At 36.9% G+C, this 14,319-nt stretch carries 12 protein-coding genes; 5 read left to right on the top strand and 7 right to left on the bottom strand.

Features of this window, described 5'->3' with window-relative positions; all coding sequences use genetic code 11:
- Positions 1-211 precede the first annotated feature (211 nt).
- Genes LQV47_RS02795 through LQV47_RS02785 form a run of 3 tightly spaced genes read left to right on the top strand, consistent with a single transcriptional unit; the run spans position 212 to position 2,246 of the window.
- Positions 212-1,132 carry a WYL domain-containing protein gene (locus LQV47_RS02795; RefSeq protein ID WP_230033564.1) on the top strand — a complete coding sequence of 307 codons (921 nt, stop codon included), beginning with the start codon at positions 212-214 and terminating at the stop codon, positions 1,130-1,132.
- A gap of 55 nt (positions 1,133-1,187) precedes the next feature.
- Positions 1,188-1,811 carry a hypothetical protein gene (locus LQV47_RS02790; RefSeq protein ID WP_230033563.1) on the top strand — a complete coding sequence of 208 codons (624 nt, stop codon included), beginning with the start codon at positions 1,188-1,190 and terminating at the stop codon, positions 1,809-1,811.
- 3 nt (positions 1,812-1,814) lie between these two features.
- The gene (locus LQV47_RS02785; RefSeq protein WP_230033562.1) at positions 1,815-2,246 is read left to right on the top strand and encodes a nucleoside deaminase; all 432 of its coding nucleotides are present in this window, start codon (positions 1,815-1,817) and stop codon (positions 2,244-2,246) included.
- A 62-nt stretch (positions 2,247-2,308) separates the two neighbouring features.
- Here the strand turns inward: LQV47_RS02785 and LQV47_RS02780 are convergent, their stop codons facing one another.
- The 5 genes from LQV47_RS02780 to LQV47_RS02760 form a co-directional block, all read right to left on the bottom strand.
- Complete coding sequence (locus tag LQV47_RS02780; protein ID WP_230033561.1) at positions 2,309-2,842, bottom strand: GNAT family N-acetyltransferase; 534 nt, start codon at positions 2,840-2,842, stop codon at positions 2,309-2,311.
- Positions 2,843-2,889: 47 nt separating this feature from the next.
- Entirely contained in the window at positions 2,890-3,648 is a 759-nt protein-coding gene (locus LQV47_RS02775; protein ID WP_230033560.1) for a type III pantothenate kinase, read from the bottom strand.
- 105 nt (positions 3,649-3,753) lie between these two features.
- Positions 3,754-5,592 carry a M1 family metallopeptidase gene (locus LQV47_RS02770; protein WP_230033558.1) on the bottom strand — a complete coding sequence of 613 codons (1,839 nt, stop codon included), beginning with the start codon at positions 5,590-5,592 and terminating at the stop codon, positions 3,754-3,756.
- Between the two features lie 139 nt (positions 5,593-5,731).
- A complete protein-coding gene (locus LQV47_RS02765; protein ID WP_230033556.1) occupies positions 5,732-6,202 on the bottom strand; it encodes a DinB family protein in 471 nt (156 codons plus the stop codon).
- 165 nt (positions 6,203-6,367) lie between these two features.
- Entirely contained in the window at positions 6,368-8,059 is a 1,692-nt protein-coding gene (locus tag LQV47_RS02760) for a hypothetical protein (protein WP_230033554.1), read from the bottom strand.
- A 311-nt stretch (positions 8,060-8,370) separates the two neighbouring features.
- Here LQV47_RS02760 and LQV47_RS02755 point away from each other — a divergent pair, with 311 nt between their 5' ends.
- Both LQV47_RS02755 and LQV47_RS02750 read left to right on the top strand, forming a co-directional pair.
- Complete coding sequence (locus LQV47_RS02755) at positions 8,371-10,566, top strand: glutamine synthetase III (protein ID WP_230033552.1); 2,196 nt, start codon at positions 8,371-8,373, stop codon at positions 10,564-10,566.
- 338 nt (positions 10,567-10,904) lie between these two features.
- A complete protein-coding gene (locus LQV47_RS02750) occupies positions 10,905-11,615 on the top strand; it encodes an NlpC/P60 family protein (protein ID WP_230033550.1) in 711 nt (236 codons plus the stop codon).
- Positions 11,616-11,797: 182 nt separating this feature from the next.
- Here LQV47_RS02750 and LQV47_RS02745 read toward each other — a convergent pair whose 3' ends face one another.
- Both LQV47_RS02745 and LQV47_RS02740 read right to left on the bottom strand, forming a co-directional pair.
- The gene (locus tag LQV47_RS02745; protein WP_230033548.1) at positions 11,798-13,303 is read right to left on the bottom strand and encodes an alpha-L-fucosidase; all 1,506 of its coding nucleotides are present in this window, start codon (positions 13,301-13,303) and stop codon (positions 11,798-11,800) included.
- A 349-nt stretch (positions 13,304-13,652) separates the two neighbouring features.
- The gene (locus tag LQV47_RS02740) at positions 13,653-14,273 is read right to left on the bottom strand and encodes a pentapeptide repeat-containing protein (RefSeq protein WP_230033546.1); all 621 of its coding nucleotides are present in this window, start codon (positions 14,271-14,273) and stop codon (positions 13,653-13,655) included.
- Positions 14,274-14,319: the final 46 nt, after the last annotated feature.

Below are 14,319 nucleotides of genomic sequence, written 5' to 3'. Positions count from 1 at the left end.
GCTGGTTTCTCTTTTATCTGATACCTATACAAAGGTTGGCAACCTTCCTCACAGTATTAAAAATAATAGTGATGCTCAGTAAACGCTAACCTTCTATAGCAGAATATTTATCATTCTAAGGCCGCTTTTTCTTTCGGAAATTTCACAAAAAAATATAACACGACACGTTTTGTCGCATTAAGCCCATATATTTGTGGTACAAAATTTTACCATGAAAAAAGATTTTTATTTAACGAGATATGCCTTAATCATTAAAAGATTGGAAAGTTCCCCAGCTACTTATTCACAGCTGGAGGAATACCTTTTAAATTCTTTTGAGTTTCAGGATGCCGGAATCAAGAGTTATTCCATACGCACGCTGCAAAGGGATATCCGTGAGATTTCAGATCTTTTTAATCTTTCTATTCACAACAAAAAAAAGGGAGATAACCGGTATTATATTGAAAGTCGCCCCATCATGGAGGTGGATGAATACAACCAAAAATTACTGGAGTCTTTCCAGGTAAGCAATGCCCTGAATCTTCACCCGGATTTTTCAAATTTTATCTTTTTTGAAAGCAGAAAACCAACCGGTGTGGAGCATTTTTATGATCTGTTCTTTGCTATCCGTAATAAAAGAGTGGTTAGTTTCGAACATTACAATTATAAAAACAAGCTGATGACCTCCCGAAAGGTACACCCACTCGCTTTGAAGGAGTCTAAAGACAGATGGTATCTTATTGCTATTGATACAAAAGATAAAGCCTTAAAATCATTTGGACTGGACAGGATTAATTATCTGGATGTGGGCAAAAATAAATTCCGTGAGAAATACAGTTACAATTTCAGAGAGCATTTCAAAAATGCATTCGGGGTGATGAATCTTACGGAACAGAAACCGCAAAACATTGTGTTGAAATGCAGCCGCCATCAAGGGGAATATATCAGAAGCTTCCCTCTTCACCAGTCGCAGAAGGAAACCAAAGAAACGCCGGAAGAGATCTATTTTGAGTTCTTCCTTCATCCTACGTATGACTTTATGCAGGAAATTCTTTCCTATGGAAAGGAGGTGACTGTTTTAGAACCTAAATGTTTAGTTGATGACATACGCACCCATCTTCAGGAGTCTCTGAACCGTTATCTTGAAAGCTAACCGGGAATAATTCTATCTCATATTTTTTAATTATATTTACATAAATATACCTGTATTGAGAGCTTTATTTATTGGCATCAGCTGCTTTATTTCTTCGTTTCTTCTTTCCCAGCAGAAAGAGGAATTCAGGGCTGTGAAAGGCTATTACAACCAGCATAGAACTATGCTGAATAAAGAATTCAGGAAAAAATTTGATGCAGAGTCCAATACCTTTAAAAAGGCTGCTATAAAAGGAGATTTTCTTTTTTTTATGAAAAAAATGGACAGTATTGAAAATACAGCCTTAGTAGGAGCTTTATTACGGGTAAGAAACCTGGAAGACCTGGAATCTATAAAAATACCGAAAGATATTTCCATAGATACTGTTGACAAATCTGTGGATTTGGAAACAGCACCCAACTATCCCGGAGGACTCAATACATTAAGGAAGGAAGTGGCTAATCTTATGTATACAGACGGAGTGTATTCTGAAGTAAAAATGATCAAAACAAGTGTGGCTTTTATTGTTGAAAAAGATGGAAGCATCAGTAATGTTCATGCACAGGGTGATAATTTCACATTTAACAGGCAGGCTGAAATTGCTTTATACTCTCTTTCTGAAAAATTTGTTCCGGCTATGGCTAAAGGGGATCCCGCAAGATTCCAGTTCAGACTTCCTTTAACATTAACGATGGAATGATCAATGTTTACTGACGAATATTATATGAAAATGGCTCTGCAGGAAGCAGAAGCCGCTTTGGAAAAAGACGAGGTGCCTATTGGATGTGTAGTTGTTTCTAATAACCGTGTTATTGCAAGAGCCCACAACCTTACTGAAACCCTAAATGATGTTACTGCCCATGCAGAAATGCAGGCCATAACTTCCGCTGCTAATTTCCTTGGCGGCAAATACCTTAAAAACTGTACACTCTATGTCACATTAGAACCCTGTGTTATGTGTTCCGGAGCACTTTCGTGGTCGCAAATCTCAAAAGTAGTGATAGGAGCAAGAGACGAGCAGAGAGGTTTTATCAACAAACATCTTTCCCTGCATCCAAAAACGGAAATCGTCACAGGAGTTATGGAAAATGAATGTTCTATGATCGTCAAAGAATTCTTTAAAAGTAAAAGATAAAGGAACAATGTATACTTGTTCCTCTTTATTTTTCCGGGTTAAAATCAATACGTTAGTGTATCTTATTTCATATCATTAAAAATAGAATACATTACGAGATCAAAATATTCTCCGCCTTTCTTAACATCCTGTTTCAAAACGGCTTCTTTTTCCATACCAATCTTCTCCATAATTTTTCCGGAGGCAGGATTTTGATAAAGATGGGTAGCAAAAATTTTATTGAACTTCAGTTCTTTAAAACCAAAATGTACAATAGCTTTAGCCGCCTCTGTTACATAGCCTTTGTTCCAGTAAGACATCCCTATCCAATATCCCAGTTCAGCTTTATCATCATCCCGGTCATGAAGACCTATAGCTCCTATAATATGCCCCTCTTTATTACGGATTCCAAAGGTATATCCTGTATGATCCTCAAAGGCTTCCTTTGACATTTTCAGCCAGAGCTGAGCATCGTTTTCTGTATATGGATAAGGGATATTAGAAGTGAGATCTGAAAATATTCTGTGCTGAAGATATTCTGTAATGAAAGGAATATCCTTCTCTTCAAGCTGGGAGAGAATAAGTCTTTCTGTTTCTATTATTGGAAATTCATTCATTATATAAAGGGTTTAGGCTAAAATAGGGTTAATCATTTAATTTACCCTTACAAATCTTTACCAAGGAAATAAAGTCCTTTCAGGGTATGAAGCCTGTCCATTACATGGATTTTATCTGTCAAAGGCTTATAAACATGAGATACCCCTCCTGTGGCCACTACAAAACAATCGTCATTTACCTCATCATTAATACGGTCAACAAAACCTTCTACCATTCCCAGAAAACCATATACCATTCCGCTTTGCATACAGGTTACCGTATCCAATCCCAGCACTGATTTCGGTTTTTTAAGCTCAATATCAGGAAGCTGTGCCGTCTGGTTGATCAGTGAATTTAAAGAAGTCACAATTCCCGGAGCGATAATCACCCCTAAAGTTTCGCCTGTTTCTGCCACACAGCTGGCTGTAAGAGCGGTTCCAAAGTCAATAACAATTTTCTTTCTGTTCGGATATAGATTATGGGCAGCAACCAGGTTGGCATAAATATCTGTTCCCATCTGCTTAGATTTGGCCTGAACTGCTGATGGGGTATTTCGGTCCACAATAACAGGGGTAACCCCATGGATCTTTTTTATTCCTGAGCTCATCACTTTGGTAAGCTGGGGAACTACAGATCCAATGATTACTTTATTTATTTCTTTGGGATCAATTTTATAGGTCTGATAGAGCATCAGCATTTGTACATATAGCTCGTCTGCGGTTCTGTAGGGTTTAGTATTAATTACCCATGAAATATCACAGTTATCTCCATTAAAAAGGCCAAATCTGATATTGCTGTTTCCTACGTTTATTACAATTGAATTCATTGATTTTTTTTAACAGGCTAAAATTTTAAATTCTGATCCCAAATTTATAAAAAAATAAAAGGAGTATTCTCAAGTACTCCTTTTATTCTATATGTTTATCTTTTCTTATTTCACCTGTACAAAATTATCTGCCATATTCACATCAGCAATTCTTTGGCTGAAGTCTATTCCTAAGACTGATAACTGAGACTTTGGATAAGGAATAGTAAAGGTATATTCTTTCTGAGTCCAAGGCCAGTAAGGCATAGTTTTAAAATTACCATAGATATCACTTTCTTTCCATGTGTGAGTCATGTTTAATGGGATCTGGTAGGTTACAATTTTCTTCTCCATCGTCATTACACTGAAATCAACAGGCATAGGAACCTGTCCGTTATTTACCAGGGTAATTGTTGTAGATTTTGCATCATATTTCACATCCTTGATCCCGTAATCGATAGTTTTTGTCGTATTGATCCAGTAATTGTGGAACCATTTCAGGTCCATCCCCGAAACTTTTTGGGCGATATGAAGGAAATCTCTGTCTGAAGGATGCTTCATACTCCACTGGGCATAATACTGTCTTAATGTTTCGGCAAGTTTCTGCTCACCCATAATGTACCCCAGCTGTACCAGATACAATTCACCTTTCACATAAGATGAATAGGTATAAGAAGTTCCGTTATCATGGTGATCTCCCAACCAGACAGCCGGTTCTTCAATTCCTTTTTTAATAAAGCTTCTGTAAGCATCCAATGTTTTTACGAAAGGGTTCGGAAGATCTTCCGGAAATAGCTGATGCATGGTGTAGCCTTCTGCATAGCTTGTAAAGCCTTCATCCATCCATGGGCGTACAGATTCATTGGTGGCAAGCATCTGCTGATACCATGAGTGAGAGCCTTCATGAGCCATTAACCCCATCAAGCCTTTAATATCTTTAGCTTCTCCAAGAATCATGGTACACATTCCGTATTCCATTCCACCGTCACCACCCTGGATAAAAGCATAGGTAGGGTATACATATTTTCCGAAATGGGCATTCATGATCTCGAAATACTTGGTCACATAAAGCGGTGCCTGTTCCCAAACCTTTGTTTTATCGTTTTTCTGATAAACCAAATATACTTTTGGACCTTCCGGAACATCAAAACCATTGACCACGTAATCCCTGTCTGCACTCCATGCAAAGTCAAGAATATTTTTAGCCGTCCATTTCCAGGTTACTTTTTTATCTTTTTCCGCTTTAATTTTTGCGTTGCCATCATATCCTTTTACATCAGCAGGATTTTCAAGGGTTCCTCCTGCTCCTATTACATACTCTTTGTTGATTTTAATGCTAACATCAAAATCTGAGAACGGTGCATGAAATTCTCTTCCCATATAATCAAAAGTTGCCCATCCGTCATAATCATACTCGGCAATTTTCGGATACCATTGAGTCATGGTCATATCTACTCCTTCCCTGTTGTTTCTTCCACTTCTTCTGATCTGCTGCGGAATCACAGCATCCCAATCCATGGTAAACGTTGTAGAGGAATTAGGTTTTATAGGCTCAGCCAGATACACCTTCATGATGGTTTCCTGGATTTCAAATTTCAAATCCTTTCCATTTTGTCTGATCCAGTGAATATTTTGGGCTCCTTCCTGATCCTTCGGAATAGATGCCAATCTTGAGATCCCATCTTTCTGCAACCTTGAGTCACCATTTTTCCCCTGGGAAGTTATTCTTTGGTCCATCATGGAGTTCGGCTTAAAAGCATTCCAGTAGAGATGAAAATAAACCACATTCAACTCGTCCGGTGAATTGTTGGTGTATTCCAAAGTCTGTTTTCCCTGATAAGTAAATTTTTCAGCATTAACATCAATATCCATCTTGTACTTTGCAGCCTGCTGATAATAAGCTCCTTGCTGAGCATGAAATTGTGAAATGATAAACGCAAAAATGATTGCAGCCGATTTTCTCATTTAAAATTTTATTTTTTTTCTAAAGGTATGTAATTTAAATAAGACCTCAAATAGGAGCTGTAACGAGGTTTTATTCTGCTTAATGTGGTTTTGGATTGATTTTAATTCACTTTATTACCTCTTTTTAACGAACATAAGTCTACTGGCTCATCAACAGCTTTTTTATTAAGGAGACCTGTCCTAAATGGTAGTAGCTGTGCTCAATCATTCCCTCTATATTTCTTCTGTAGGTTCCATATTTTTCATCTACAAAAACCTCATCAAGCTGATCATCAGGAATTTGCATAACCAATGCCGCAAACTTTTCAGCATCAGCCCATAATTGATTTACCAACTCTTCCCATTGAGCCTGAGATTCAATAGCGGGAAGGTCAAAACTGTATTGGTCTTTTATCTCAAGACCTCTCCCTTCAAAGACATTTATAATGCCTGCTATATAATAATGTATATGAAAAGTAAGCATTGCGATGGTATTCAGTGTCCCAACTTTGGCAACAGCCTGCTCCCGGCTTACCCCGGAAAGCTGGTCTTTAAAATTGGTATTGGCAATCCAGAGGCCGTCAAGCAAAACCTCTCTGAATCTTTTTGATAATTGTGCTGCAGAGCTCATTGATCGGTTGTTTTATATTTCTTTAAAGGTAAGTAATTAAATAATTGTCCTTAATGATTTCGCAGTGGATTCTAGCCACAAAAAGAAGACTGTCATTTGTGTTTGAGAAACAAAAAGCCTCAGATGTCAGACACCTGAGGCTTATATTATAATAGGAAATCCAAGCTATTTCTTAGCCGAAACTTCTTTTTTTCCACTTTTTAAAATCTTTTCAAGAATTCTTAAGGTAATCAGATACGTAGGTTTCACTCCGGTAAGACCCAACCCTCCTGATGACAATGTACTTCCTGTTTCCAAAGGATTATCCGAAGCATAATACGCATAACATACAAACAGATCCGGTGCAATATGGTGTCTGATCTTCGATGCTACCTGAATGGCCTTCTGATAGTGTGCCCCTTCCATTTCAAGACCAATTGCCTTCCATGAAGTATTCATAAAATAAGAAAGGATATCCCTGTTTTGAAGTGAAGTTCCTAAAACAGTAATCATAGGCCCTTCAAATGCCTTCAGCTCTTCATCGTGGAAGTCGTCAAGCTTTAATGCATTTTCAAAAGGATAATTATCTGCTGTTCCTTCAAATATATGAGCGGTAGGAATCATAATATCTCCTTTTTCTCCTGTAAGAATTCCTGCTTTACCCATAATGGAAACAGATCTTACATGCATCATATAGACTTCTCCTTTATGTTCGAAAGGTCTCAGCAGCTCGTCCATCACCTCAAAAGCCTGTTCTCCGAAAGCATAATCAAATACCATGACTACATCATCACCGCCAAACTTGATATCACCAAAAGGAGTATTCTTTAGATTTGTTTTACTAAGGTCAATGATCTGAACATCGATATTACTTCCGCTTTTATCAGCAATATGAATCATTCCTTCATCTAAAGCATATTTTGATACTTTATCACGAAGTTCTTTTTTGTTTGAAATCTCTTCATACATTTTATAGTCCACATCATGATGATGCTTCTTTTTAAGAGCTTCATTACCGTACAGCATATTTTTCACCGAATGCATATTGGCAGAAATAATATGTAACGGACGCATATGAAGATTATTTTCAAATAAAACCTCCTTCACTTTATTAGCCCACTTTTCTCCAAAGTAGTGATGTCCCACTCTTTCCTTTAATATAGCACTGAAATGAATTTCTCTCTCTCTGGTCTGTTTTGCATCTTCAAGACTTACTTTTCCTAAGTTGTAAATGATTTTGAATAAACGGTCAGGATTATGATCATCCCCGAAAGTGTTGTAAGCTCTCAACGTCTCATCAAAAGTTCTTCCTATTAAAGATGACAGATGAATAATAGCCACCTCTTTTTCTCTTCTGCTGAATTTCTTTTCCCCTTTCACTACCTCTTCAATAATTTTAAAGGCGCGGGTCGGCTTCCAGTTTTCATCCTGGATGAAGGCCAGATTACGGATTTTATCAGCTTCTATAAATAAGAAGGTAAGGTGGGTAAGAATGTCATAAATTTCGGAACGCCCCAAAAGAACCTCAATATTCATCTGGTGTTCGTCTATTCTATAACAGTTTCTTCTTCTTTTCTTAGGAACAATAGGTTCGAAACTTCCTTTATCAAACCCTTCATCAGATGTAAGATGAATAAAAGCACATTCTTCAATCCCTTCAGGAAGCCTGTCTAAAACATACATCAAACCATCAAGCTCCAATTTATTTGGAATATTCATGGTACCATAAATCTCTGGATTGATTGTTTTCAACAAGCTTCTAATGCTTTCTCCTGAAACTCCTCCTGGCTTGAAAAATCCTCTATAAAATAAGTGTCTCATAGAAATATATAATCTTTCAATAGCCTCTGTTGTTTCTCTTGCTCTAGAATTTGTCATAAAATAAATTTCACACAAATATACAAAATCTTTGTCCATTTTATTTTAACTATCTTTTAACAAGTCGTTTAATCCATATAATACTGTATCTTATAAGAAATTCCTCATACAGCGTATTTTTACAGTATTTGAGCCTTAAAAAGCGTTTTAGACATTAAATTTTAAGCATTGGATATCTTTTCACCCCCTTACAAAAACGTTAAACCATTGTTTAAATTATATAATTTTTCAAAACACCCCTAATTTTTTTAGGGTTAAAATGATTTCATTTCATTTTTTTTGTAAATTTGCCCTGTAAAAATCACCCTAATATGTCAACCTTAAGATTCAAAGCATTAGAAACCCTACCATTTAAGGACTTCAGAAAAGATAATTCTGTTGAGGTTCCTGCAAAACTGTCAGAATTATTCTGTACCAATGTTTTCTCGGAAGAGACCATGAGAGAATATTTAACAAAAGAAGCATTCAATTCTATTATGGATGCTGTAAAAAAAGGAACTAAAATCCAGAGACATATTGCTGACCAGGTAGCTGTAGCAATGAAAGACTGGGCTATGAGCAAAGGGGTAACCCATTATACACACTGGTTTCAGCCTTTAACAGGAACCACTGCTGAAAAGCACGACTCTTTCTTCACGCCTATCGAAGGAGGGAGAGCTATCGAAAGATTCAGCGGAAATCTATTGATCCAACAGGAGCCGGATGCATCTTCATTCCCTAACGGAGGTATCAGAAATACTTTTGAGGCAAGAGGCTATACAGCCTGGGACCCTACTTCTCCTGCTTTCATCATGGGAACTACATTATGTATTCCATCCATCTTCATTTCTTATACAGGAGAAACGTTAGATTATAAAGCTCCTCTTTTGAGAGCTTTGAATGCTGTGGATGAAGCAGCAACCAACGTCATGCAGTATTTTGACAAGAATGTTACAAAGGTAACCCCTACCCTGGGTTGGGAACAGGAGTACTTCCTTGTAGATTCAGCTTTATATCAGTCACGTCCGGACCTTGTATTGACAGGTAAAACATTGCTGGGACATTCTCCGGCGAAAGGACAACAACTGGATGACCACTATTTCGGTTCTATCCCAACAAGAGTAATGAATTTCATGAAAGAGTTGGAAATTGAATGTATGAAACTGGGTATTCCTGTAACGACAAGACACAACGAGGTTGCTCCTAACCAATTTGAGCTGGCTCCCATGTTTGAAGAAGTAAACGTTGCCGTAGACCACAACTCTTTATTGATGGACATCATGGCGAGAATTGCTCACAAGCACCATTTCCATATTTTATTCCACGAAAAGCCATTTGCCGGAGTAAACGGAAGCGGTAAGCATAACAACTGGTCTTTAGCAACGGATACAGGTGAAAACCTTCTAAGCCCGGGAAAAAATCCTAAGAAAAATTTACAGTTCCTAACATTCTTCGTGAATACAATCAAAGCAGTGTATGAATACGCTGACCTTTTAAGAGCAAGCATTGCTTCTGCAAGCAACGACCATAGATTAGGTGCCAACGAAGCTCCGCCGGCAATTATTTCTGTATTCATCGGAAGCCAGCTGTTCAGAGTATTGGAAGAACTTGAAAAAGTAACGGAAGGAAAACTTTCTCCGGACGAAAAAACAGATCTTAAATTAAATGTAGTTGGAAAAATTCCAGAAATCCTGTTAGATAATACGGACAGAAACAGAACTTCTCCGTTTGCATTTACAGGAAATAAATTTGAGATCAGAGCAGTAGGATCTTCTGCTAACTGTGCAGAGTCTATGACGGTAATGAACACAATCGCTGCAAAGCAATTAATCGATTTCAAAAAAGAAGTGGACGCTCTTATTGAGACAGGCCTTAAAAAAGATGAAGCAATCTTCAATGTATTGAGAGAATACATCAAGCAGTGCAAGAGCATTATGTTTGAAGGTGATGGATATTCTGATGATTGGGCTAAAGAAGCTAAAAAGAGAGGTTTAAATAACTTAAAAACCACTCCTGAAGCTCTTAAACAGGAAATGGATAAAAAATTTGTTAGCCTTTACGAAGAAATCGGAGTATTTACTCACAGAGAGGTTGAAGCAAGAAACGAAATCAAATTAGAAAAATATTCTACGGTAATTGATATTGAAGCAAGAGTTTTAAGTGATATCGCAAGAAACCACATCATTCCTTCTGCCTTAAAATATCAGAACCGATTAATTGAAAACGTAAAAGGGCTGAAAGACATCTTTGGAGATAAAGAATTCAAAACACTGGCGAAAGAGCAAATGAGCCTGATCACGAATATCTCTGAAAATGTTTCCAAAATTAAACTTGGCGTAGAAGATCTTATTAAAGCAAGAGAAGCAGCGAAAGCTGTACCCAATAGCCAAAAGCAGGCAGAATCTTACTGTACTAAAGTAATTCCTTTATTTGATGTTATCAGAGAAGCTTCTGATGATCTTGAAATGATGGTAGATGATGAGCTTTGGCCAATGACAAAATACAGAGAAATGTTGTTTACAAAATAACATCTGTAAAGTTCCATATTAGTTTAAATTCCTCGGTTTTCCGGGGAATTTTTTGGTTTTTATTAACAACAGGAAAATTAGAGTTTTAAATTACAAAATCTGATTTATAGAAGAAAATCGATAGCGTTTGTTAAAGAATCATAATAAAAAAAACCGCACACTCGCCAAAAATAGGCAGTTGCGGTTTATTTTTCTTTAACATATGTAATTAATATGTTAAATAGTGTTAAAATAAGATCCTGACAATTATCATATCAGGGGTCTTTTATTCGGAATCTCTACTTTTGTAATGCTTTTGAAAATAAATATTCCTTTTTAACACGGATAATCAAATATATATGAAGAAAAGAGTTTTGTTTTATTTAGTTGCTTTAGTTACTACAGTATCAATGCAATCGTGTGCTACCAATTATGTGGTTTCAAAACCAGCTACTTACACTAGAGAATACAAAACAGATGCCAAACTAGCCTCTATAGACAGCAAAAAAATGGAGCAGGATAAGCAAAAACTTATCGATTCTTTTCTTTCTGAAAAGGCTGCAACCATAGCTAATGCTAAAAAAGCTATTAAGAATTCTGAGATTGCAAAAGTTGTGAAGTACAACAAAACAATTGACGGTATCCTGGAAGAGGCAGAAACGTACTTGGGAACTCCTTACAGATATGGAGGAACAACAAGAAACGGTATTGATTGTTCAGCTTTCGTTCTTTCCGTTTTCGGAGCAGCAGCAGGTCTTAGTTTACCTAGAGTAGCAGCTTCTCAGGCTCAGGAAGGAGAAAGAATTGAAAAAGGTAACTTACAGAAAGGAGATCTTATTTTCTTTTCTCATGGAAGAAGAATCTCTCACGTAGGTATTGTAGAAAGTGTTTCTGAAGAGGGTGAAATTAAATTTATCCATGCAGCAACATCAAAAGGAGTGATGATCTCTTCACTTAATGATTCTTACTGGGGACCTAAATTCAGATTCGCAAAAAGAGTAATCAACGAAGAAGGAGAAGCTTATAATAACTTAGCGGCAATTACTCCAGCTACACCAGCAAATTTTTAATTTTATAAATAATTGATTTAAATAATGAAGCCATCAGAATCTGATGGCTTTTTTATTTAGCTCTATCTGAAATTCATCCCTTCATGGGAAAGGAACATTATTGCGGAAATACATACAACCTTCAAAAGCCGGTGGTAATCTATTTAGCATTCAAAAATGGATTTTCCAGGAAGAACTCAGTTTTATTTACTTTCATTCCAAAGGTACAATCCAAACTCTGCAAGTGTTGGGTTCAATCTTGAAGATAAAATTTTGAATCTCACTTTCTTTGCGGTAATCGTATCAAATTTTAATAATCGCTTATAACCAACAGTAGTACCAGAGGTGAAATTAATCCATTGCTTACCGTCAAAGTACGCTAATTCAAATTTTTCTATGCGTTGTCCAACTGCAATATTTTCCTGTAACGACAATACATTAAAGCGGACATCTTTAGGCCAGTTTAATTCAATGGTTGTAGCTGTCTCTCGTTCAGGAGTCGTAAAATAGGTACTCAATCTGCCATCAAACATGGCCTTTAGCTCCTTACCAGAAGTAGCCTTCACAGTAGCCGCTTTCGCTACATTATTTGAAAATATATTTCTCATTTCCTTACCAAAAGCAGCCAGACTGTTGACATCATTGTCTGCTATCTTTCCATTGGTATTTGGAGGGATATTTAAAAGTAAAACACCATTTCTCCCCACCGAAGTAAAATAAATTTCCATCAACTGTTTGGGCGTTTTTACTTTAGCATCTTCATTACCATGGTAAAACCATCCCGGACGGATACTTACATCTGTTTCTGCAGGATACCAGACCAAGCCTGTTGCATTAATCAACTTAGCCCTACTACCCCGATCCTGGTCTTCATAAGAACCTGATAATGCTGGAATGACATTTACTTCTTTCTGTGATAAAGAAGCAATTTTTTCCTGATCCTTTTCAGAGGTTGGCAATACACTCCATTCTGTTTCACGGCCAACACCGCTTTCAGTCCCAACCCACCGTACGTCCGGTCCCTGAACAGCAATAACCGCCTGAGGCTGAAGCTTTCTAATTAAAGCATACCAGGCATCAAAATCATAGATTTGTTTTTTACCATTTGGACCTTCTCCATTGGCTCCATCAAACCACACCTCGTCTACCTTACCGTATTGGGTTAACAATTCTGTTAACTGGTTTACAAAATAAGTATTATATGCTTCTGATCCGTAAGAGGGATTATTGCGATCCCACGGAGACAGATACACTCCAAATCCTATTTTATATTTTTTACAGGCATCTGCAACCTCTCTTACAATATCTCCTTTACCATTTTTATAAGGTGTATTTTTTATACTATGCTCAGTAAATTTACTCGGCCATAAGCAAAAACCATCATGGTGCTTAGCTGTGATTATAGCTTGTTTAAAACCTGCTTCTTTTATGGCTTTAACCCATTGTTCTGCATCCAGCAACTGGGGATTGAATTTGGATATATCTTCCTTTCCGTCTCCCCACTCTTGATTGGTAAAGGTGTTGATCCCAAAATGGAAAAATGCCGTCAGCTCCAGAGCCTGCCATCGCAGTTGCCTGGGAGAAGGCACAACATTGGCTGCTTTTGCTATTATAGTACTTTCGTCATCTGTTTTGGTAATAGGTACAAAACTTTTTTGTTGCCCGTAAGCTTTCGCCGTCAGCAGTAGTATAATTAAAGTTTTCTTCATTTGTATTTATTATTTGCGTTTTATATTCCTCTACAATAGTATAAAGAATTGGTCATCTCACTAATGATAAAGATACAAAATCAAGTAATGAAACAATTGAAAAACGTATTAATTCACTGAATAGCAAATTATTACCTATTGTTGTTAAGTTTAATTATTTAACCTGAATTCGGTATAAAGCAAACAAAGGCAAGCCCAGAAGCTGAAGGAGGGAATATCTGATCAGTTTTAGCGGCCATGTGGTTAAAATAGGCAACAGGCTTAAAAAAGTTAATAAAGCCAAATTCTGTAGTGTAAGCGCAAAAAACACGGAAACTATTTCTGCTTCCTGGCATCCAATCGCCAGGTGTTAGTTGGTTCTGTCTATTTCTATATCCAATTTATACAGGAGTCCGTAAACTTCAGACAGTGAAAATCTGGCCTTTTTAAGCTTATTTAAAGCAGGATCTATAGAATAGTTGACCGATGTTCTTAAATCTGCTTTTTCAAGGTTTGTATTGTCGAAAACAGCACCCGACAAATCGCAATGACTGAAGACCGCATTGTACAGGTCGCATTCTGCAAAATCAACTTCAATCAGTCTGGAGTTTTTAAAAACGGTTTTCTTAACCGATGTCTGATAAAATACGGAATTGTTCAGCGAGCAGCCGTCAAAGGTGAAGGATAGCCCAAATTCATTACAGTCATTAAACTGAAGCCCGAACATCTTACACTCTTTAAAAATAACTTCACGGAAAGCAGTTTTAATAAGCTTTGCCATACTCAGGTTGCATTCTATAAATTCACAGTCTGTAAAACTAAATGCTGACAGCCCTGCATATTCAAAATTGCAGTTCCTGAATGTACAGTTCTCATATTCCCCTTTTTCTAAAGGAAACTGTGTAAAGTCTGTATTTTCAAAATTCTGATCTACAATATAAGCCTCTTTCATATGCTGTAATAATTTTTCGGGAATCAACTTTCCGTCCATGGTTTTCTATGGATAATAAAAAGTAAACAGAACATTTTTTAATCCT

It is taken from the genome of Chryseobacterium sp. Bi04 (assembly GCF_918698085.1).
In the GTDB taxonomy this organism is placed as follows: Bacteria; Bacteroidota; Bacteroidia; order Flavobacteriales; family Weeksellaceae; genus Chryseobacterium.
This window is presented reverse-complemented; position numbering and strand designations above follow the sequence as displayed.